A 20,967-nucleotide genomic window follows, 5' to 3' on the forward strand; every position below is an offset into this window, starting at 1 on the left:
TGCCGCCGTTGCTGGAGGTTTGGGGGCGAATCAGCGGGACGGACATGGCCTGCGACGAGGTTCCCTCTCAGTCCAGGCGACCCATCGTCTGCCGGGCTCGGCCCGCTCTCCTCCGTGAGGTCCCCTTGCGCACTCAGCACCGCAGTCTCCTCGCTCTGGCGGCCACAGCCACCCTGGTCTCCGGCACCGCCGTCGCCACCGCCCCGGCGGCGCTCGCCGCCCCCTCGATCACCCGGCACACCCAGGGCACCCTGGGCGCCCAGGCCCAGAACGGGCCCGTGTCGATCACGCTGAGCGGCCTGCCCGGCACCTTCACCGCCGGTGCGGCGCCGGTCGAGTTCACCGCGACCCTGAAGAACTCCGCCGACCACGCGGTCGACGCCACGACCGGCTTCACCCTGGCCGACGTCAACTCCGGCATCAAGGAGACCCAGCTCAAGCTGGAGTTCCAGTCGCCCGGCGGCACGCAGTGGAAGAACGCCCTGCTCAGCCCCGGCCAGACGGTCGGCGCGGTGTGGGAGCTGGACACCTTCGCCACCAGGATCAGCGTGCCGGCCGGGGCTTCGGTCACCTACCGGCTGCGTCTCGCCGTCACCGCCGGCGCCGTCGGCGGCACGGCCACGGCCGGGTTCCGGGCCGTGGTGTCGGACCCGACGCTGCCCCCGGAGCAGCGGATCTCCACCCCCGCCAGCGAGTTCGGACGTTTCACCATCGCCCCGGTGGGCGGCCCCAGCACCCCGCCGGTGACCGCTCCCGGCCCGGCCGAGCCGAGCGTCGAGGGCGTCCCCGCCTCCTTCACCACGGGCGGCGAGGCGAAGGCCTTCAAGCTGGTCCTCGCCAACCACAGCGGCAAGGACATCCGCGTCCTCCCCGAGGTCACCCTCCAGGCCGGGAGCACGCTGCCCGCCGACGCGGTCCGGTTCGAGTTCCAGACCCCGGAGGGCGAGTGGCTGGCCGCCAGGCCCCTCCCGGAGCCGGCGACGAGCAGGCTGGTCCTGGGGCTCCCGTCGGGCAGCAAGGACGCCGACCTCGTGAAGCTGCACGACGGTGAGTCCCGCACGATCAACGTCCGGCTGGCCTTCGCCAAGGACGCCCCGGTCGGTGCCGCGTCCGTGCTGCTCACCGGGCACAGCATGCCGGAGGTCAGCGGGCTCGGCGTCACGACGTCCAGCCGGGCGGTCCCGTTCGGCATCGCGGCGCCGGGCGGCGCCGGTACGCCGTCCGCCACGGCGTCTGCGACGCCCTCCGCCACCGCGACCGCCACCGGGACGGCGAGCGCTCCGGCGAGCCCCGCTCCGGTGCCGACCGCGCCGTCGGCGGCCGCGGTGGTCGTCGCGCAGGTCACCGCCTCGGCGCCGAACGGCCCGGCGACCACGGCCGCTCCGGTGCCGGTGCCCGTCCCCGTGCCGGACCAGGCCTCCGGGCTGGCGTCGACGGGCGGCGGGTCCTCCTCCGCGCCGATGGCGATCACCGGCGGCATGGCGATCGCGATGGGGCTGGGTGCCCTGGTGGTGCTGCGCCGCCGACAGCGCACGCAGCGCACGCAGCGCCCCGGCCGCTGACCGCCCGCCGGGCACGTCCGCCCGCCGGCCGCTGACCGCCCGCCGGGCACGTCCGCCCGCCGGCCGCTGACCGCCCGCCGGGTACGTCCGCCCGCTGGCCGCTGACCGCCCGCCGGGTACGTCCGGCCGGTCGGAGCGAGCCGGAGCGGGCAGGCCGGTCGGAGCGGGCGGGCCGGGGAGGGCCGGGCGGATGGAGGAACCGGAGTTCGTCGCCGAGCTGACCGGCGTGGGGGAGCGGCGGATCGAGCTGCTCCGCGCCCTCCGCGCCCTCCGCGCCGTGACCGGGCCGAGCCTCTGGCACGGCAACGTGCTCCTGGACGACCTGCCCGCACCCGTGCGGGACGGAAACCTGCGGGACCTCGACGTCGCGGTGGCCCGCCTGCGGGCGGCGGGCGGGCGGGTCACGGTGCGTTGCCGGGCGTGCGGGCGGGACGCCCCCGACGACGGGCGGCTGCTCGACCCGGGCCAGTGCGCGGTGGCGGCTCCCGGCTGCTCTTCCTGCCCGGCGAGCAGCGAGCCGCCTCAGCGGCCGTGGGAGGAGAAGGGCTCCGCGTAGACGGGAGCGTGGGTCGGAGCGTGGACCGGCGTGCGAGTCGGCGTGCGAGTCGGCGTATGGACCGGCACGGGGGCCCGGGCGGGCGCCGGGCGGGCGGTGCCCGCGCGGCGGGGCCGGAGCAGCAGGGACCGGCAGCCGGGCACCAGGGCCAGGTGGACGATCGCCACGCCGACGACGGCGAACAGTATGTGGTCCACGTTCAGGATGTGGCCCGGGGCCCAGGAGGAGAGGAACTCCAGGGCGGTGGCCAGCAGGGCGGAGGCGCCGGTGGTGCGGAGGAAGGACGGGAGCCAGGGGGCTCGCAGGCGGCCGCCCGCGAGCGGGAGCAGGACGCCGAGCGGGGCCAGCAGCAGCAGTTCGCCGAGGACCTGCCAGGCGGTGGAGGAGCGGAGCGAGGCCAGCGGCGTCAGGTTGGCGTCGTAGACCCAGGCCACCGGCAACGGTCTCAGCACCAGCCAGCCCGCCAGGGCCAGGTGGAGGGTGAGGCCGACGAGGCCGACCAGCCGTAGGGGACGGTGGACGGCCGCCGCCGGCCCGGTCTCGGTCCGCACGCCGGAACGCTCGTCGCGTGCCCTGGTGCCATCTCGCTGCACGCGGGGAAGGACGTGAGCCGGTGGCGCGGCGGTTCCACGCCCGGCGTGAACATTCCGCCGCACGCCCGGAGCGGACCGAAACGGCCCGGAGCGGTCCCGTTGGGACCCGATCCGGTCGAGATGCGGCCCGGATCCCACGGAGTCGATCAGCGGCAGGTGGCCGACGCCGTCGGCGACGGCGTCGCCACCGCGGTGAACACGTTGTCCGCCGGCGGGGTGGACGGCCCCGGGGTCACCCGGGTGACCGACGGGGACGGGCTCCCGAAGAACTTCGCCGAGGAGTGCGCGGCGGGCGGAGTCGGGCCGACCGGTGACGGTGCGGCCGGCGCCGTCGGTATCTGCGGCGCGGTCGGGCAGGCCGTCCGGCTGGCGGGCGCGCCGGCGTCCACCGGGACGGCGGTCGGGCGGATGCCGCACCCGGCGGCGAGGGCGGCCAGCGCGACCAGGGCGGCGGCGCCGAACACCCGGCCCGGGCGGGAACCGCGGTCCGGGCGGGAACCGCGGCCCGGGCCGGAACCGCGGACGGCGCGGGCCCGGTCGGCCGGACCCGCGGGAACGGACGGGCGGGAGGTCACAGCGCACTCTCCTCGGAGTCGTCGGCCGACGGCGGCGGCTGGGTCCGCGGCAGCGTCAGCGTGAACACCGCCCCCACCTCCCCGTTCGCGGCCGTGATCGTCCCCCCGTGGATCTGCGCGTTGGCCATCGCGATCGACAGGCCCAGACCGCTGCCCTCCGAACGCGCCCGCCCCTTGTCCGCCTTGTAGAACCGGTCGAAGACGTGCGGCAGCACGTCCTCGGGGATGCCGGGGCCGCTGTCCGAGACCTCGACGATCACCGTTCCGACCGCCGGGCCGACCACCGGGCCGTCATCCTCCCGGCCGTCCGCCGGGCCGTCGGCCGGGCCGTCCGCCGGAGCCTGCGCGGGGCCCTCCTCCCGGACCGTCACCCGCACCGGCGAGCCGCCGTGCTTGAGCGCGTTGCCGATCAGGTTGGCGAAGACGACGTCCAGCCGGCGCGGGTCGACCACGGCCCGGACACCGCGCGGCGCGTCCAGCTCCACCGCGTCGTACCAGGCCCGGCCGTCGATGCAGGACATGATCAGGTCGGCGATGTCCACCTCGTCGGCGACCAGCTTGGCCGTACCGGCGTCGAAGCGGGTCACCTCCATCAGGTTCTCCACCAGGTCGGAGAGCCGGCGCGTCTCGTTGACCACCAGCCGCACGGCCGGCTCGATCATCGGGTCCAGCGACTCGGCCTCGTCCTCCAGGATGTCCGTCACGGCGGTCATCGCGGTCAGCGGCGTCCGCAGCTCGTGCGACATGTCGGCGACGAACCGCCGGCTCTGCGCCTCCCGCGCGCTCAGCTCCTCGACCTGCTCGTGCAGCGACTCCGCGGTGCGGTTGAACGTCCGCGCCAGATCGGCGAGTTCGTCCGAGCCCTCGACTTCGAGCCGGGTGTCCAGATGGCCCTCGCCGAGCCGCCGGGCGGCCTCGCCGAGCCGCTTGACCGGGCGCAGCACCGTCGCCGACGCGGCCTGGGCGAGCAGCGCCGAGCCGATCAGCGCCAGCAGCGTGGCGATCGCCAGCGACCAGCCGAGCGTGCTCAGGTCGGCCCGCTCGTTCTCCAGCGACTTGAACATGTAGGCCGTCGGCCCGGTCGGCACCACCTTGGTGCCGCCGATCACGAACGGCCGCCCCTCCAGGTTCTGCCGCTGCCAGTACAGGTGGAACGCGTACGGGTTGTTCTCGGTGAGCTCGCGCGGCTTCGCGACGGTGTCCCGCAGCTTGGCCGGGACGTCGGCGAGCGTGTAGGTCAGCGGGGCCGAGGAGGCGAGGCAGTCCGGGCGGGCGGGGTCGGAGACCACCACCTCGTAGCTGAGCCCGGAGCTGGCGACGCTGGCGGCGAGCTGGTTCAGCTCGGCGCAGGTGGCGTTCAGCGGCAGCTCGGAGACGTTGCGGGTGAGCGAGACCCGGAAGTCGTTGAGCGCGGTGTTCTGGGCGCGCTTGAGCACCGCGTCCCGGTTGAGCCAGTACGCGATGCCGGAGGCCGAGACGGCGGCGAGCAGCGCGACCGCGGCGAACACCGCGATCAGCCGCACCCGCAGGGAACGCAGCCGTCGCCACGGGCCCGAGGAGAAGCGGCTGGTCGTCGTCTGAAGGTCAGTCACGGGAGCCTGTCGTTGCGGAAGATCAGGAGAGGCGGGATATCAGCGGCGGGGCGCTGCCGGGCGCGGTCACGCCGGCGGGTCCAGACGGTAGCCGACCCCGCGCACCGTGCGGATCAGGGTGGGCGCCGAGGGCACGTCCTCGACCTTCGCCCGCAGCCGCTGGACGCACGCGTCCACCAGCCGGGAGTCGCCGAGGTAGTCGTGTTCCCAGACCAGGCGCAGCAGTTGCTGGCGGGAGAGGGCCTGCCCGGGCCGGCGGCTGAGCTCCAGCAGCAGCCGCAGCTCGGTCGGCGTGAGCTGGAGGTCCTCGCCGTCCTTGGTGACGGTCATCGCCGCGCGGTCGATCACCACGGTCCCGTACGCGGAGGAGTCCGAGCTCTCCCGCTCACCGCGCCGCAGCACGGCCCGGATCCGGGCGTCCAGGACGCGCGGCTGCACCGGCTTGACGACGTAGTCGTCCGCGCCGGACTCCAGGCCGACGACGACATCGATGTCGTCGGACCGGGCGGTGAGCAGGATGATCGGAAGCTGGTCGGTGCGGCGGATCCGGCGGCAGACCTCGAAGCCGTCGATTCCGGGCAGCATGACGTCCAGCACGATGAGGTCCGGCCGCTGCTCCTTGAAGAGCCTCAGACCGTCCTCGCCGGAGGCGGCGGTGGCCACTTTGTGGCCCTGGCGGGTGAGAGCGAGTTCGAGGCCGGTACGGATGGCGTCGTCGTCCTCGATCAGTAGGAGGAAAGGCACGGCCTCATTCTGGCTCACCCGGAGCGCCGAATCACCCCCCGGCACCGGTCACCGACCGGGTGGGAACCGGAACCCGAGCCACCGGCGTCCGTCACGGCGGGAGGCGATGCGGGACGAAAGCCCCGCCCCTGTGACAGCCCTGTGACAGTCGACGGACAGCGTCATCACAACCGGCGGGCAAGATTTTCCATGTCGCCGCAGGACAGCGGGCCAACTGGCCGGCTGAACGGTGGCAACAGGAACCGCTCGTACCGACCAAGGGGGCGCACGATGAACGCCAGGCTGCAGACCCGGACCAACCCGGCTGACCGCACCGCGCGTTCGTCATCGGCCACCCACCGGACCCGGTACGAGGTCAGGACCGACGAGACCTCCGGTGCCGTGACCGTGCGGGGGTGCGCGCACAGCGCCGGTGGAAACACTGTCGCCCGCCGGGTGAGCGGCGGCGGCAGGCAGGGGGAGCTGTACGGGATCGGCCACCGGGGGAACGTGGCCGACTCCGCCAACACCCTGACGCTGCGGGGGATCCTCCCCGTCCGCGTCGAGGGCAAGGACACCCTGGGGGGGAACGGGGGAACCCGGGGGATCGGGGGGAGCGGGCTGCGGAAGGTCGACTCGGGGGAGTCGGCCGGCCGCGGGGCCGCGGGTGCGACGCTGCTGCGGCTGAACCCCGCGGCGACCCGCACCGCCGAGGCGGGACAGGGAGACGCGCAGGGGGAGCACCCGGCCGTCGCGGAGGACTACACCACGGAGTTCACCGCGTACGTGCGCGAGCGCCGCGCCTCCCTGTACGCCACGGCGTACCACCTGACCGGTGACCGCTTCGAGGCCGAGGACCTGCTGCAGAGCGCGCTCTTCAGCACCTACCGGGCCTGGGGCCGGATCACCGACAAGGCCGCGGTGGGGGGCTACCTCCGCCGCACCATGACCAACCTGCACATCTCCGCCTGGCGGCGCCGCAAGGTCAACGAGTACCCGACCGAGGAGCTGCCGGAGACGGTCGGCGACACCGACGCGATGGGCGGCACCGAGCTGCGCGCCGTGCTCTGGCAGGCGCTGGCCAAGCTGCCGGAGAACCAGCGCACCATGCTGGTGCTGCGCTACTACGAGGGCAAGACCGACCCGGAGATCGCCGACGTGCTCGGCATCAGCGTCGGCACGGTCAAGAGCAGCATCTGGCGCGCGCTGCGCCGCCTGCGCGACGACGAGCACCTGAACAAGTCGGGCGACACCGCCCGGGCGTTCGGCGAGCTGGTCGCCTGAGAACGGCCCCGCGAGGGGCGAGGGACTCCCGTCGGGGGACGGGTGAGGACGGTCAGGGAAACTGGCAGCGCCGGCTCGGGGGAGCGGCGTAACCGGGGGAGCCCGATGACCGTCCGGGAAAGCGGCGGGCCCGGTGCGGGGGAGACGCACCGGGCCCGCCGTTCTTCGTGCGTGAGTGCGTGTGTGCGGGCGTGCGGGCGCGTGCGGAGGGCGTGCGTGCGTGGCGGCCCCCCGGTGGAGCTCAGACCGCGGAGAGCTGCCGTCCGGCCGCCGCGCGGATCCGCCGGTCCGCCTCCGGGCCGGTGCAGGGGTGGGCGCCCAGTTCGACCTGCCGGCCGACGATCGAGCGCTCGGCCCGCATCAGCCGCCAGCCGCGGCGCACCAGGACGGGCAGCGACTTGCGGCTCTCCCGGACGTCCCGGCGCAGCCGCCGCCAGGCGGTGGTGAGCGCGCCGTTGCGCAGGCACAGGGCGTCGCCCAGCAGGCCCTCGGCGGCGCAGGCGCCGGCGATCTCGGCGGCGAAGATGCCCTCGGCGATGAACGCGGGCGCCCCGGCGAGGTCCAGCACCTGGGTGGAGACGCGGCCGTTGGCCGGGATCGAGTACACCGGGACTTCGGCGCGGCCGCTCTCGTGGAGGCCGCGGATCGCCGCCAGGGCCTCGTCACGGTGCCAGGCGAGCGGGGAGTCCCAGTCGACCGCGCCGTCGTCCAGCAGCGGCAGGGTGGGGTCGTCCCCGTCCTTGTAGAAGTCGTCGAGCTGGAGCACCGGCAGGCCGCTCCGCTCCGCCAGTGAGGACTTCCCCGATCCGGAGGGCCCGGACAGCAGGACCACTCGGGCACGGGCTATCGGCGCGGCATTCAGCGGGGAGTCACTCACGGGACACCAGTCTGACGCATCGGGGCCGGATGCCGAAACCCGTCGGGTCACACCTTGTGCGGCGACTCCGGTGCGGTGAGGGCGTGGTGCAGCAGCGGCAGGTACCGGCTGTCGACCTGGAGGAAGACCGGCTGCCCGGCGCCGGGTGCCAGGTAGGCGGTGGCGGCCCAGTCGTGGTCGTGCCAGGTGTCCGGCTCGGGGGCCCGGAAGGCCCCGCCGGCGGCCAGTACGACCGGGCCGGCGCCGTCGAGCTCGCGCGAGCCGAACTCGGCGCTCGCGGCGCCCGGTGTGACGCGGATCCCCCCGTTGACGTAGCGCGGCGGCCAGCCGGGGCCGTCGGAGCGGGCCGAGCAGGGGATCCGGACCGGCTTGCCGGCGGCCAGCCGGCGCCGGGTGCGGGCCACGAACAGCCTGCGGACGAACCCGTCCGCGAACAGTGCCATCAGCTCGCCGGCGATCTCTCCCACGCGGTGCCCCCTCGGTGTGCGGTGTCGCCCCAGTCTGTGCGGGGGCGGGGGCCGGCCGGGAGCGCCGAAAGGATGGCGGGCCGGCGACGAAAGTCGACGGATCCGCAGCGGGGGCCGGGCGGAAAGTCGACGGACCCGCGCCAGGGGGGGAGAGGCGCGGGTCCGTCCAATGACCGTCCGGGCCCTGGGGGGGTGAGGGCACTGGGGACGGCCAGCTTGTGGAGTTGTTACTCGGTGGGCCCATCGGGCCCGGGGGTGACGAGGAGGTCAGATCCCCATCGGGTGCCAGACCGTCTTCGTCTCCAGGAACGAGAGTAGCCGGTCGGTACCGGGAGCATTGGTCCAGTCCTGGGCGAACGGGTCCAGCTCCGGACGGACCACCCTCTTCAGGGTATCCGCGGCGGCGGCTTCCAGCGCGCCCGCCGCGCCGGGACCGTCGGCGGCGATGGCGCCGGTGAGGTCCACCGCGTTGACGTCCTGGTGCGAGGCCAGGGTGGGCGCGATGTCGGCGGTCCGGCCCGAGATGATGTTGACCACGCCGCCGGGGACGTCCGAGGTGGCCAGCACCTCGCCCAGCGACAGGGCCGGCAGCGGGGCGTCCGCGGCCGCCGCGACCACCACGGTGTTGCCCGTGGCGATGGCGGGCGCGATCACCGAGACCAGGCCGAGCAGCGAGTGCCCGTAACCGGCCTGCGGGGCGACGATCCCGACCACACCGGTCGGCTCCGGGGTGGAGAGGTTGAAGAACGGCCCGGCGACCGGGTTGGCGCCGCCCGCGATCTGGGCGACCTTGTCGGTCCAGCCCGCGTACCAGACCCAGCGGTCGATGGCGGCGTCCACCAGGGCGGCGGCCTTCTTCGGGCCGACGCCCTCGGAGAGCGCCACCTCGGCGGCGAACTGCTCGCGCCGGCCCTGCAGCATCTCGGCGACGCGGTACAGCACCTGGCCGCGGTTGTACGCGGTGGTGCCGGCCCAGCCCTTGACGGCCGCGCGGGCCGCCAGCACGGCGTCCCGGGCGTCCTTGCGGGTGCCGAGCGGGGCGTTGGCCAGCCACTCGCCCTTCGAGTCCGTCACCTCGTACACCCGCCCGCTCTCGGAGCGCGGGAACTTCCCGCCGACGTACAGCTTGTAGGTCTTGAGGACATCAAGACGGCTCACGACATCAGACATCGAGGTAGGCCTCCAGACCGTGGCGGCCACCTTCGCGGCCGTAACCCGACTCCTTGTAGCCGCCGAACGGCGAGGTCGGGTCGAACTTGTTGAAGGTGTTGGCCCAGACCACGCCGGCCTTGAGCCTGTTGGCGGTCCAGAGGATGCGCGAGCCCTTCTCCGTCCAGATGCCGGCGGAGAGGCCGTACGGGGTGTTGTTGGCCTTGTCGACCGCCTCGGCCGGGGTGCGGAAGGTCAGCACCGACAGGACCGGCCCGAAGATCTCCTCCTGGGCGATCCGGTGGGCCTGGCTGACGCCGGTGAAGACGGTCGGCCTGAACCAGAAGCCGGTGCCGGGCAGCTCGCAGGCGGGCGACCAGCGCTCGGCGCCCTCGGCCTCGCCGGCGTCGGTCAGCGCGGTGATCCGGGCCAGCTGGGCGGCCGAGTTGATGGCGCCGATGTCGGTGTTCTTGTCCAGCGGGTCGCCGACCCGCAGGGTGCCCATCCGGCGCTTCAGGGCGTCCAGCAGCTCGTCGTGGATCGACTCCTGGACCAGCAGGCGCGAACCCGCGCAGCAGACGTGGCCCTGGTTGAAGAAGATGCCGTTGACGATGCCCTCGACCGCCTGGTCGATCGGCGCGTCGTCGAAGACGATGTTCGCGGCCTTGCCGCCGAGCTCCAGCGAGAGCTTCTTGCGGGTGCCCGCGATCTGCTTGGCGATCGCCCGGCCGACCGGGGTGGAGCCGGTGAAGGCGACCTTGTTGACGTCCGGGTGCGAGGTGAGCGCGGCGCCGGTGCGGCCGTCACCGGTGACGATGTTGACGACACCCTTCGGCAGGCCCGCCTGGCGGCAGATCTCGGCGAAGCGCAGCGCGGTCAGCGGGGTGGTCTCGGCCGGCTTCAGCACCACGGTGTTGCCGGTGGCCAGCGCCGGGGCGATCTTCCACGCCAGCATCAGCAGCGGGAAGTTCCAGGGGATGACCTGGCCGGCCACGCCCAGCGGGCGCGGGTTCGCGCCGTAGCCGGCGAAGTCGAGCTTGTCGGCCCAGCCCGCGTAGTAGAAGAAGTGCGCGGCGACCAGCGGCAGGTCGACGTCGCGGGTCTCGCGGATCGGCTTGCCGTTGTCGATCGACTCCAGCACGGCCAGCTCGCGGCTGCGCTCCTGGATGATCCGGGCGATCCGGAACAGGTACTTGGCGCGCTCGCTGCCGGGCAGCGCCGACCAGTCGGTGAAGGCCCTGCGGGCGGCGGCGACCGCGCGGTCGACGTCCTCCTCGGTGCCCTGGGCGAACTCGGCGAGCACCTGCTCGGTGGCCGGGTTGACCGTCTTCAGGGCCTCGCTGCCGGAGGAGTCGACGAACTCGCCGCCGATGAAGTGGCCGTACGAGGTGGCGATGTCACCCGCGGCGGCGGGGGACTCGGGCGCCGGGGCGTAGCTGAAGAGGCCGCCGGTCGGCTGGGCCGCGGGCTCCTCGATGTTCTTCTTCTTGGCCATGGTGATCAGTCCACCGTCACGTAGTCGGGGCCGGAGTACCGTCCGGTGGTCAGCTTCTGACGCTGCATCAGCAGATCGTTGAGCAGGCTGGAGGCGCCGAAGCGGAACCAGTGCGGGGTCAGCCAGTCGTCGCCGAGGGTCTCGTTGACCATCACCAGGTACTTCATGGCGTCCTTGGTGGTCTTGATGCCACCGGCGGGCTTCACGCCGACCTGGACGCCGGTCTGCGCCTTGAAGTCGCGGACGGCCTCCAGCATCAGCAGGGTGACCGGCGGGGTCGCGTTGACGGCGACCTTGCCGGTGGAGGTCTTGATGAAGTCGGCGCCGGCCAGCATCGCCAGCCAGGAGACGCGGCGCACGTTGTCGTACGTCTGCAGCTCGCCGGTCTCGAAGATCACCTTGAGGTGGGCGGCGGTGCCGTCGGGGCGCTTGCACGCCTCCTTGACGGCGACGATCTCGTTGAAGACGTCCAGGTAGCGGCCGGAGAGGAAGGCACCCCGGTCGATCACCATGTCGATCTCGTCGGCGCCGGCCGCGACCGCGTCGGCGGTGTCGGCGAGCTTGACCGGGAGCGCGGCGCGCCCGGCGGGGAAGGCGGTGGCGACGGAGGCGACCTGGATGTCGGTGCCGCGCAGGGCGTCCTTCGCGGTGGCGACCATGTCCGGATAGACACAGATGGCGGCGACGCGCGGGGTGGCCGGGTCGGACGGATCCGGGGTCCGGCCCTTGGCGCACAGCGCGCGCACCTTGCCGGCGGTGTCCGCGCCTTCGAGGGTGGTCAGGTCGATCATCGAGATGGCCAGGTCGATGGCGTACGCCTTCGCCGAGGTCTTGATCGAGCGGGTACCGAGAGTGGCGGCGCGCGCCTCCAGGCCGACCTGGTCGACGCCGGGCAGGCCGTGCAGGAAGCGGCGGAGCGAGGCCTCGGACGCCGCAACGTCCTCAAGACCGCTGCCCGCAGCGCCGGGGGCATTGGCTGCAAGAGTGGACATAGTCACCACACCAGCATATCTACGCGCGTAGCCAACCGCTAGGGGGCCCGCTTTTCGATGCCGGACCGAGATCTCGGCCCGGTGGGCCCGGCCCGGGAGCGGCTCGCGGCGGGGGAGTGGCCGGGGAGTGGCGGGAGAAACGGCGGGGGAACGACGGGAAGCGGCGGGGCCCGCCGCCGGGCCGGGGGCGACGGCCGGGGCCACCACGGTGATCGCCACCCCTGTAGATCACGGGGTGCATGGGGCAGAATCGTCGCCATGACCGAATCCGACGGCAAGCCCCACCAGGGCTCGGCCGGCTCCGACGGGGAGCCCGTGTACGCCGACCGCGTGTACCGCTCCATTCCCGGTGTGATCTCCGGTGTGCTCCTGCTGGCCGTGGCCGGGTGGCTGATCGGGGACGCGGTGCTGAACGGGACGGGCAGGACCCCGTACGTCGCGCTGGCCGCGGTACCGGTGTTCGCCTTCCCGGTGATCGCCTACACGCTGCGGCCGGCCGTGCGGGTGAACGACCGCCGGCTGGTCGTGCGCAACCCGCTGCGGACGATCACCGCGCCGTGGGCGGCCGTGGACGCCCTGCGCGCGGGGTACTCGGTGGAGCTGCTGGCCGGGGGCCACAAGTACCAGGTGTGGGCCGTGCCGGTGTCGCTGCGCCAGCGCAAGCGGGCCAACCGGATCCAGCAGCGCGGCGGCGGGCAGCAGCACGCCTCCCGGCTGGGCACGGCCTTCGGGCGGCCGGCGCCGTCGGTGGTCGAGGGCGCGCCGGACCCGAACCGGGCCTGGTCCGACCAGGTGGTCGCGATCCTCCAGGAGACCGCCGAGCGGAACGCGGGCCGCCCCGACGCGGCAGGCCCGCTGGTCGTGCGGTGGTGCTGGTGGATCATCGCGCCGACCCTGCTCGGTCTGGTCGCGCTGATCGCCGCGATCGTCGCCTGAGCACGCCGAGGAGCACGCCGAAGGGGCCCGCCGGGAACGGCGGGCCCCTTCGGCATGCGCGGGTGGATCAGGCGTCGATGCCGGCGGCCGCGGCCAGGTCGCGCTTGATCGCGCCCAGCAGCTCGGCGGCGCGCTCCCGGGCGGGGGCCAGGTCGGCGGCCGAACCGACCGGGAGGACGACCTCCAGGTAGCACTTCAGCTTGGGCTCGGTGCCGGACGGCCGGACCACGATCCGGGCCGAGCGGACGCCCTCGCCGGCCAGGTAGTAGCGCAGGCCGTCGGTGGGCGGCAGGTCGGCGGAGCCGGCGGTCAGGTCGTCGGCCCGGGTGACCGTCAGGCCGGCCAGCACGGTCGGCGGCCGCTCGCGCAGGCGCTGCATCGCCTCCGCGATCAGCGCGAGGTCCTCCACCCGGACGGAGAGCTGGTCGGTGGCGTGCAGGCCGTGCTCCAGCGCCAGGTCGTCCAGCAGGTCGGCCAGGGTGCGGCCGGACCGCTTGAGGGTCGCGGCCAGCTCGGCGACCAGCAGGGCGGCGGTGATGCCGTCCTTGTCGCGCACGCCCTGCGGGTCGACGCAGTAGCCCAGCGCCTCCTCGAAGCCGTAGCGCAGGCCGTCGGCGCGGGCGATCCACTTGAAGCCGGTCAGCGTCTCGGCGTAGCCCAGCCCGGCCGCCTCGGCGATCCGGCCGAGCAGGGTGGAGGAGACGATGGTGGTGGCGAAGGTGCCGGTGGCCCGCTTGGCGACCAGCGCGGCGCCCAGCAGCGCGCCCACGTCGTCGCCGCGCAGCATGCGCCAGCCGGTGCCGTCGCCGTCGGCGGTGCCGTTGGCCGGGACGGCCACCGCGCAGCGGTCGGCGTCCGGGTCGTTGGCGATGACGATGTCCGGGCCGACCGCGGCGGCGGTGCGGAAGGCGAGGTCCATCGCCCCCGGCTCCTCCGGGTTGGGGAAGGCCACGGTCGGGAAGTCCGGGTCGGGCTCGGCCTGTTCGGCGACCACGGTGGGCGCGGGGAAGCCGGCCCGGTCGAAGGCGGCGACCAGGGTGTCCCGGCCGACGCCGTGCATCGGGGTGTAGACGACGGCCAGGTCGCGCGGGCTGTGCGGGTCCACGATGGACACGGCGCGGGCCAGGTAGGCGTCCACGACGTCCTCGCCGACGACGTCCCAGCCGTCCTCGGCGAGCGGGACCTCGGCGAGCGAGCCGATCGCGTCGATCTCGGCGGCGATCCCGGCGTCGGCCGGCGGGACGATCTGCGAGCCGTCGCCCAGGTAGACCTTGTAGCCGTTGTCCTGCGGCGGGTTGTGGCTGGCGGTCACGGTGACGCCGGCGGCCGCGCCGAGGTGGCGGACCGCGAAGGCGAGCACCGGGGTGGGCAGCGCGCGCGGCAGCAGGGCGGCCCGCAGGCCGGCGCCGACCACCACGGCGGCGGTGTCCCGGGCGAAGTCGAAGGACTTGTGCCGGGCGTCGTAGCCGATGACGACGAGGTCGCCCAGGTTCTCCTTCTTCACGTACGCCACCAGGCCGGCGGCGGCCCGGATCACCACGGCGCGGTTCATCCGCATCGGGCCCGCGCCCAGCTCGCCGCGCAGGCCGGCGGTGCCGAACTGGAGGCGGTCGGAGAACCGCTCGGCCAGTCGCGACCAGGCGAGCTTGCTGTCCGACTCGGCGTCCGGGCCCTCGGCCGCGGCCAGCAGCGCGGCCAGCTCCTCGCGGGTCTGCGGGTCGGGGTCCTCGGCCAGCCAGGTCCGGGCCCGGGCGAGGAGATCGGTGGTGGGTGCCTGCGTCATGGCTGCGACTCCATGGGGAAGTGCGTCGGTTCGGTCGGCCGGAGGGTTCCGCGAGAGTGGGGCGCGCATGCGGACGGGGCCCGCGGGCGGGTGTGATCAGCGGATCACAGCCGCCCGCGAACCCCGTCGCTCACGATTGTGCGTCAGAGCCGGATCAGATCCGCTCAAGGACCTTCGCGAGCAGCGCGCCCATGCGCTCGGCGGAGGCCTTGCCGGCCTCCAGCACCTCGGCGTGGTTGAGCGGCTCACCGGTGATGCCGGCCGCCAGGTTGGTGACCAGCGAGATGCCGAGCACCTCGGCGCCGGCCTCGCGGGCGGCGATGGCCTCCAGCGTGGTGGACATGCCGACCAGCTCGCCACCGATCACCCGGGCCATGTGGACCTCGGCCGGGGTCTCGTAGTGCGGGCCGCGGAACTGCACGTAGACGGCCTCGTCGAGGGTGGAGTCCACCTCGCGGCAGAGCTCGCGCAGCCGCTTGGAGTAGAGGTCCGTCAGGTCGACGAAGTTGGCGCCGACGATCGGGGAGTCCGCGGTCAGGTTGATGTGGTCGCTGATCAGGACCGGCTGGCCGGGGACCCAGCCGTCGCGCAGACCGCCGCAGCCGTTGGTCAGCACGATGATGCCGCAGCCGGCGGCGGCGGCGGTGCGCACGCCGTGGACCACCGTGGCCACGCCGTGGCCCTCGTAGTAGTGGTTGCGGCCCAGGAAGATCAGGGCGCGCTTGTCGCCGATCTTCACCGAGCGGATCGTGCCGGCGTGGCCGGCCACGGCGGGGGCGGGGAAGCCCGGGAGGTCGGTGACCGGGAACTCCGCCACGGTCTCACCGAGGGCGTCGGCGGCCGGCACCCAGCCGGAGCCCATCACCAGGGCGACGTCGTGGCGCTCGGCGCCGGTCAGCTCGCGCAGGCGCTCGGCGGCGGCCTGGGCGGCGGCGTAGGGGTCGGCGGAGACGACCGACTGAGGAGATGCGTTCACAGGTCCGAGGATAGACGGGAATCGGCTACGCGCGTAGAAGATCCCGGTACGACGTGCCGGATCGTTACCCGGGTGGCGTGAAAGTACAGCTCGCAGGCCTGCTTACGGCGGCCCGGGTGGGAGCAAGCTACAGCCGTCCGGCGCCGCGCGGCCGCCGCCGGGCCGGGCGGGCGCCGAGCCGCGCGCCGGCCCGGGGCGGCGGCGCGGGCCGGGGGGAGTCGGGGGTGCGGCGGTGCCGCGCGGGCCCGGAGGTCAGCAGGGGCGGCGGCGCAGGTCCAGGACGTAGTCGTGCGGCGCCCCGGCGCTCTCCGCCGCGTCGGCGACCAGGCCCAGGTAGCGGGCGGCGGGCAGGCCGCCCTCGTAGTCGTTGAGCACGTACGTCCAGACCGGGATGTCGCCGTCCAGGGTGTGCGCGCGCAGCTTGATCTTGCGGTAGATGCCGAGCTGGACGCCCTCCCAGCGGTCCAGGCCCTCCTCGTCCATCGGCGCGACGTCGTAGAGCGAGACGAAGACCTGCTCCTTCTCGTCCTCGACCACGGTGGCCAGCGAGCCCTCCCAGCCGAGCTGCTCGCCGCCGAAGGTGAGCCGCCAGCCGTCCAGCCACCCGGTACCGCGCAGCGGGGAGTGCGGAGCGCGGCGGGTCATCTGCCGAGCATCGAGGTTGGTGGCATACGCGGCGTAGAGGGGCATGGGGTGCAGCCTACGGCGACTGGGCGATCGGACAGAAGCCCCGACCCCGGCGTGGCAGCGCGCTCGGCATACGGGACAATGGTGGACGTGACTCGGATCGTGATCATCGGTGGCGGACCCGGCGGCTACGAGGCGGCGCTCGTCGCCTCCCAGCTCGGCGCGGAGGTGACCGTCGTCGACCGCGACGGTCTGGGCGGATCGGCGGTGCTCACGGACTGCGTGCCGTCGAAGACCCTGATCGCGACCGCGGAGGTGATGACGACCTTCGACAGCTCGTACGAAGAGCTGGGCATCATCGTCGCCGACGACACCCCACCGCTGGAGCGGCAGGCCCGGGTGGTCGGCGTGGACCTCGGCAAGGTCAACCGACGCGTCAAGCGCCTCGCCATCGCGCAGTCCCATGACATCACCCAGTCGGTGACCCGGGCCGGGGTCACCGTGCTGCGCGGCCGGGGCCGGCTCGGCGGCGGCGGGCAGGCCGCGGACGGCTCCCGCGAGGTGCTGGTGGACGCGCCCGACGGCAGCGTCCAGTCGCTGCACGCCGACGCGGTGCTGATCGCCACCGGCGCGCACCCGCGCGAGCTGCCGGACGCCCAGCCGGACGGCGAGCGGATCCTGACCTGGACCCAGGTGTACGACCTGGAGGAGCTGCCGGCCGAGCTGATCGTGGTCGGCTCCGGCGTGACCGGTGCCGAGTTCGCCGGCGCCTACCAGGCGCTCGGTTCCAAGGTCACCCTGGTGTCGAGCCGCGACCGGGTGCTGCCGGGCGAGGACCCGGACGCCGCCGAGGTGCTGGAGGAGGTCTTCCGCCGCCGCGGCATGAACGTGATGGGCCGCAGCCGGGCCGAGACGGTCAAGCGGGTCGGCGACCACGTCGAGGTGACGCTCTCCGACGGCAAGGTGATCAGGGGCACGCACTGCCTGATGGCGGTCGGCTCGATCCCCAACACCGCCGAGATGGGCCTGGAGGAGGCGGGGGTGAAGCTCAACGACTGGGGTCAGATCAAGGTCGACCGGGTCTCCCGCACCAGTGCCCCCGGCGTGTACGCGGCCGGTGACTGCACCGGCGTCTTCATGCTCGCCTCGGTGGCGGCCATGCAGGGCCGGATCGCGATGTACCACGCGCTCGGCGACGCGGTGCAGCCGCTGAACCTGAAGACCGTGGCCTCCAACGTCTTCACCGACCCGGAGATCGCCACCGTCGGCTACACCGCCGCCGACGTGAGTTGCGGCAAGATGGACGCGGTCGAGGTCAAGCTGCCGCTGCGGGGCAACCCGCGGGCCAAGATGCAGGGCATCCGGGACGGCTTCGTGAAGCTGTTCTGCCGCCCGGGCACCGGCATCGTGGTCGGCGGCGTGGTGGTCGCCCCGCGCGCCAGCGAGCTGATCCACCCGATCGCGCTCGCGGTGGACGCCAATCTGACGGTCGAACAGGTGGCCAGCGCCTTCACCGTCTACCCGTCCGTCTCCGGCTCGACCGCCGAGGCCGCCCGGCAGCTGCACATCCGCAAGCGGGCCGACGGCGAATCCTGAGCACCGGACGCGCAGTTGGGGGCGGCTGCCGGTCGGCGGCCGCCCTTCGCGCGGGCGGGTCCGTCACCCGGACGGCGGGCGCAGTCCCGGGTTGCTGACGGCGCGTATTGTACGGTCACGCGCCGCTCGTGCGTGAGCAATTCCCGCTACTAGCTGCAAACGCCTGAAAGCAGACGGTCACGCAGGTTACCGTCGGTTCTGTGTTTGCAGCAGAACGTCGCCAGTTGATCCTCGAAATGGTGCGCGCCAACGGAGCTGTGTCGCTCCGCGAACTGGCCCGCGTCGTCCAGACCTCCGAAGTGACCGTACGTCGTGACGTACGGGCACTCGAGGCAGAAGGGCTCCTCGACCGCCGGCACGGCGGCGCGGTGCTCCCCGGCGGCTTCAGCCGCGAACCCGGCTATCCGCAGAAGACCCACCTCTCCGCGGCCGAGAAGAGCGCCATCGCCGATCTCGCCGCGGGCCTGGTGGAGGAGGGTGACGCGGTGGTGGTCGGCGCCGGTACCACCACGCAGGAGCTGGCCCGCCGACTGGCCCGGGTGCCCGGGCTGACGGTGGTCACCAACTCCCTGCTGGTCGCGCAGGCGCTGGCGCACGCCAACCGGGTGGAGGTGGTGATGACCGGCGGCACCCTGCGGGGTTCCAACTACGCCCTGGTGGGCAGTGGCGCCGAGCAGTCGCTGCACGGGCTGCGGGTCTCCAAGGCGTTCATCTCCGGCAGTGGACTGACCGCCGAGCGCGGACTGTCGACCACGAACATGCTCTCCGCGAGCGTGGACCGGGCTCTGGTGCAGTCGGCTGCCGAGGTCATCGTCCTCGCCGACCACACCAAGCTCGGCGCGGACACCATGTTCCAGACCGTCCCGACCGAGACCATCACCCGGCTGGTCACCGACGAGCACGCCGCCGCCGACGACACCACCGCCCGCGAGCTGGACGCGCTCGCCGACTGCGGGGTGCAGATCGACCTGGCGCCGCTCAGCGCGGCGCCGACCGGGGACGCCCCCGTGCACGGCACCGGCAGCGGGCCCGTCCACCAGACCCAGCCCGGCCCGCTGGCCCGGCGCGCGGCCCCGCCGCCCGGCGGTGCCCCGCTGCCCGGTCAGCGTCGCCCCGGCGCGCACGGCGGCCCCGGTGGGCCGGGCGGCCCCATGCCGGCCCGGCTCGCCGAGCTGGGGGCCGTCCCGCGCGGGCGCTGACGCCGCCACCGGGCGGGCGCCGTGCCGGTGGCGGCGCCGACCGGTACCGCCGTCGCGGGGCCGGAAACGGAACCGGTCCGCACACCCCGAGGGGCGTACGGACCGGTCCGGCGGCCTGAGCCGTCAGTCCTTGATCTCGCAGAGCGCGGCGCCGCTGCTGACGCTGCCGCCGACCTCGGCCTTGAGGCCGACCACGGTGCCCGCCTTGTGGGCGTTCAGCGGCTGCTCCATCTTCATCGCCTCCAGGACGACGATCAGCTCGCCCTCGGCGACGACCTGGCCCTCCTCGACGGCGACCTTGACGATGGTGCCCTGCATCGGCGAGGCCAGGGTGTCACCGCTGACCGCCGAGCCGGCCTTCTTGGCACCGACCCGGCGCTTGGCCTTGGCCGCACCGCCGGTGGCGGCCGCCGGGGACGCGACGCCCAGCGAGGACGGCAGCGAGACCTCGATCCGCTTGCCGCCCACCTCGACCACCACGGTCTCGCGGCCCTCGGCCTCCTCGCCCTCGCCGGGCGCACCGGCGAACGCGGGGATGGTGTTCTGGAACTCGGTCTCGATCCACCGGGTGAAGACCGTGAACGGTCCGTCGCCGCCGTGCACCTCGGGCGCGAACGCCGGGTCCGTCACGACCGCGCGGTGGAACGGGATGGCCGTGGCCATGCCCTCGACCTTGAACTCGGCCAGCGCCCGGGCGGCGCGCTGCAGCGCCTGCTTGCGGGTGGTGCCGGTGACGATCAGCTTGGCGAGCAGCGAGTCCCAGGCGGGGCCGATGACCGAGCCGGTCTCGACGCCCGCGTCCAGCCGGACGCCGGGGCCGGACGGCGGCGCGAACAGCGTCACCGTGCCGGGCGCGGGCAGGAAGCCGCGGCCCGGGTCCTCGCCGTTGATGCGGAACTCGATCGAGTGACCCCGCACCTCCGGGTCGTCGTACCCGAGCTCCTCGCCGTCGGCGATCCGGAACATCTCGCGGACCAGGTCGATCCCGGTGACCTCCTCGGAGACCGGGTGCTCGACCTGGAGGCGGGTGTTGACCTCCAGGAAGGAGATCAGCCCGTCCTGGGAGACCAGGAACTCGCAGGTCCCGGCGCCGACGTAGCCGGCCTCCTTGAGGATGGCCTTGGAGGCCCGGTACAGCTCGGCGTTCTGCTCGGGGGTGAGGAACGGCGCGGGCGCCTCCTCGACGAGCTTCTGGTGCCGGCGCTGCAGCGAGCAGTCACGGGTGGAGACGACCACCACGTTGCCGTGCTGGTCGGCCAGGCACTGGGTCTCGACGTGCCGGGGGTTGTCCAGGTACCGCTCGACGAAACACTCGCCGCGACCGAAGGCGGCGACCGCCTCGCGAACCGCGGACTCGTAGAGCTCCGGGATCTCCTCCAGCGTGCGGGCGACCTTGAGGCCGCGGCCGCCACCGCCGAACGCCGCCTTGATGGCGACCGGGAGGCCGTGCTCCTGGGCGAAGACGACGACCTCGTCGGCGCCCGAGACCGGGTCCGGCGTGCCGGCGACCAGTGGGGCACCGGCGCGCTGCGCCACGTGCCGGGCGGTGACCTTGTCACCGAGGTCGCGGATGGCCTGCGGGGGCGGGCCGATCCAGGTCAGGCCCGCGTCGAGGACGGCCTGGGCGAACTCGGCGTTCTCCGACAGGAAGCCGTAGCCGGGGTGGACGGCGTCCGCCCCCGAGTCGGCGGCGGCCTTCAGGACCTTCGCGATGTCGAGGTAGCTGGTACCGGGGGTGTCGCCGCCCAGCGCGTAAGCCTCGTCGGCCGCGCGGACGTGCAGCGCATCCCGGTCCGGCTCGGCGTAGACGGCGACGCTGGCGATACCGGCGTCCGAGCAGGCCCGGGCGACGCGGACGGCGATTTCTCCGCGGTTGGCGATGAGCACCTTGCGCACTGTGGCTCCCTTCTTGAACCTGGTCGAGTTTATGGATTTCTGGGTGGTACCGGCGAGTAGCCCCAGGTTGTGAACTATCCCACACGGAG

19 protein-coding genes are annotated in these 20,967 nt (G+C 73.8%); 6 read left to right on the forward strand and 13 right to left on the reverse strand.

The features are described from left to right. Nucleotides 1-125: 125 nt before the first annotated feature. Nucleotides 126-1,562: a hypothetical protein gene (locus tag ACZ4UX_RS16810; RefSeq protein WP_465707196.1), complete on the forward strand. Its 1,437-nt coding sequence runs from the start codon at nt 126-128 to the stop codon at nt 1,560-1,562. A 190-nt stretch (nt 1,563-1,752) separates the two neighbouring features. After that, on the forward strand, nt 1,753-2,118 hold the full coding sequence (locus tag ACZ4UX_RS16815) for a hypothetical protein (RefSeq protein ID WP_465707197.1): 366 nt from the start codon (nt 1,753-1,755) through the stop codon (nt 2,116-2,118). On the opposite strand, the gene ACZ4UX_RS16820 is transcribed toward ACZ4UX_RS16815, so the two are convergent. The 4 genes from ACZ4UX_RS16820 to ACZ4UX_RS16835 form a co-directional block, all read right to left on the reverse strand. Then, nucleotides 2,085-2,669 (reverse strand): VanZ family protein, encoded by a 585-nt coding sequence (locus ACZ4UX_RS16820; protein WP_465707198.1) that lies wholly within the window; start codon nt 2,667-2,669, stop codon nt 2,085-2,087. The genes ACZ4UX_RS16815 and ACZ4UX_RS16820 overlap by 34 nt on opposite strands. Before the next feature lie 188 nt (nt 2,670-2,857). Then, a complete protein-coding gene (locus ACZ4UX_RS16825) occupies nt 2,858-3,286 on the reverse strand; it encodes a hypothetical protein (protein WP_465707199.1) in 429 nt (142 codons plus the stop codon). Then, the gene (locus tag ACZ4UX_RS16830) at nt 3,283-4,878 is read right to left on the reverse strand and encodes an ATP-binding protein (protein ID WP_465707200.1); all 1,596 of its coding nucleotides are present in this window, start codon (nt 4,876-4,878) and stop codon (nt 3,283-3,285) included. Before ACZ4UX_RS16830 ends, ACZ4UX_RS16825 begins: the two co-directional genes overlap by 4 nt. 66 nt (nt 4,879-4,944) lie before the next feature. Continuing rightward, the gene (locus ACZ4UX_RS16835) at nt 4,945-5,622 is read right to left on the reverse strand and encodes a response regulator transcription factor (protein WP_329487983.1); all 678 of its coding nucleotides are present in this window, start codon (nt 5,620-5,622) and stop codon (nt 4,945-4,947) included. 558 nt (nt 5,623-6,180) lie between these two features. Here ACZ4UX_RS16835 and ACZ4UX_RS16840 point away from each other — a divergent pair. Then, complete coding sequence (locus tag ACZ4UX_RS16840; RefSeq protein WP_380386853.1) at nt 6,181-6,885, forward strand: SigE family RNA polymerase sigma factor; 705 nt, start codon at nt 6,181-6,183, stop codon at nt 6,883-6,885. Between the two features lie 241 nt (nt 6,886-7,126). Here ACZ4UX_RS16840 and ACZ4UX_RS16845 read toward each other — a convergent pair whose 3' ends face one another. The 5 genes from ACZ4UX_RS16845 to deoC form a co-directional block, all read right to left on the reverse strand. Beyond that, nucleotides 7,127-7,762: an ATP-binding protein gene (locus ACZ4UX_RS16845; protein ID WP_359803612.1), complete on the reverse strand. Its 636-nt coding sequence runs from the start codon at nt 7,760-7,762 to the stop codon at nt 7,127-7,129. Nucleotides 7,763-7,809: 47 nt separating this feature from the next. Then, the gene (locus tag ACZ4UX_RS16850; RefSeq protein WP_465707201.1) at nt 7,810-8,229 is read right to left on the reverse strand and encodes a hypothetical protein; all 420 of its coding nucleotides are present in this window, start codon (nt 8,227-8,229) and stop codon (nt 7,810-7,812) included. Between the two features lie 267 nt (nt 8,230-8,496). Then, a complete protein-coding gene (locus tag ACZ4UX_RS16855; protein ID WP_329487980.1) occupies nt 8,497-9,399 on the reverse strand; it encodes an aldehyde dehydrogenase family protein in 903 nt (300 codons plus the stop codon). Then, nucleotides 9,392-10,873: an aldehyde dehydrogenase family protein gene (locus ACZ4UX_RS16860; RefSeq protein ID WP_359803615.1), complete on the reverse strand. Its 1,482-nt coding sequence runs from the start codon at nt 10,871-10,873 to the stop codon at nt 9,392-9,394. Before ACZ4UX_RS16860 ends, ACZ4UX_RS16855 begins: the two co-directional genes overlap by 8 nt. Before the next feature lie 5 nt (nt 10,874-10,878). Continuing rightward, nucleotides 10,879-11,865, reverse strand: coding sequence for a deoxyribose-phosphate aldolase (gene deoC / locus ACZ4UX_RS16865; protein ID WP_329487978.1), 987 nt, complete (start codon nt 11,863-11,865; stop codon nt 10,879-10,881). A 258-nt stretch (nt 11,866-12,123) separates the two neighbouring features. Between deoC and ACZ4UX_RS16870 the strand changes: the two genes are divergently transcribed. Beyond that, a complete protein-coding gene (locus tag ACZ4UX_RS16870) occupies nt 12,124-12,801 on the forward strand; it encodes a PH domain-containing protein (protein ID WP_329487977.1) in 678 nt (225 codons plus the stop codon). A 67-nt stretch (nt 12,802-12,868) separates the two neighbouring features. Here ACZ4UX_RS16870 and ACZ4UX_RS16875 read toward each other — a convergent pair whose 3' ends face one another. The 3 genes from ACZ4UX_RS16875 to ACZ4UX_RS16885 all read right to left on the reverse strand — a co-directional run bounded on the left by ACZ4UX_RS16875 (nt 12,869) and on the right by ACZ4UX_RS16885 (nt 16,250). Beyond that, on the reverse strand, nt 12,869-14,584 hold the full coding sequence (locus ACZ4UX_RS16875; RefSeq protein WP_359803618.1) for a phospho-sugar mutase: 1,716 nt from the start codon (nt 14,582-14,584) through the stop codon (nt 12,869-12,871). 154 nt (nt 14,585-14,738) lie between these two features. Next, nucleotides 14,739-15,560 carry a purine-nucleoside phosphorylase gene (locus ACZ4UX_RS16880; RefSeq protein ID WP_352295402.1) on the reverse strand — a complete coding sequence of 274 codons (822 nt, stop codon included), beginning with the start codon at nt 15,558-15,560 and terminating at the stop codon, nt 14,739-14,741. A gap of 252 nt (nt 15,561-15,812) precedes the next feature. After that, nucleotides 15,813-16,250 carry a gamma-glutamylcyclotransferase family protein gene (locus ACZ4UX_RS16885; RefSeq protein ID WP_329487974.1) on the reverse strand — a complete coding sequence of 146 codons (438 nt, stop codon included), beginning with the start codon at nt 16,248-16,250 and terminating at the stop codon, nt 15,813-15,815. 78 nt (nt 16,251-16,328) lie between these two features. Here ACZ4UX_RS16885 and ACZ4UX_RS16890 point away from each other — a divergent pair, with 78 nt between their 5' ends. Beyond that, entirely contained in the window at nt 16,329-17,783 is a 1,455-nt protein-coding gene (locus ACZ4UX_RS16890; protein WP_465707202.1) for an NAD(P)H-quinone dehydrogenase, read from the forward strand. 236 nt (nt 17,784-18,019) lie between these two features. Then, nucleotides 18,020-18,982: a DeoR/GlpR family DNA-binding transcription regulator gene (locus ACZ4UX_RS16895; RefSeq protein ID WP_465707228.1), complete on the forward strand. Its 963-nt coding sequence runs from the start codon at nt 18,020-18,022 to the stop codon at nt 18,980-18,982. A 123-nt stretch (nt 18,983-19,105) separates the two neighbouring features. Here the strand turns inward: ACZ4UX_RS16895 and ACZ4UX_RS16900 are convergent, their stop codons facing one another. Then, nucleotides 19,106-20,878, reverse strand: a complete 1,773-nt coding sequence (locus ACZ4UX_RS16900) for an acetyl/propionyl/methylcrotonyl-CoA carboxylase subunit alpha (RefSeq protein WP_465707203.1) — start codon at nt 20,876-20,878, stop codon at nt 19,106-19,108. Between the last annotated feature and the right edge of the window lie 89 nt (nt 20,879-20,967).

Source organism: Kitasatospora sp. NPDC028961, from assembly GCF_055564815.1.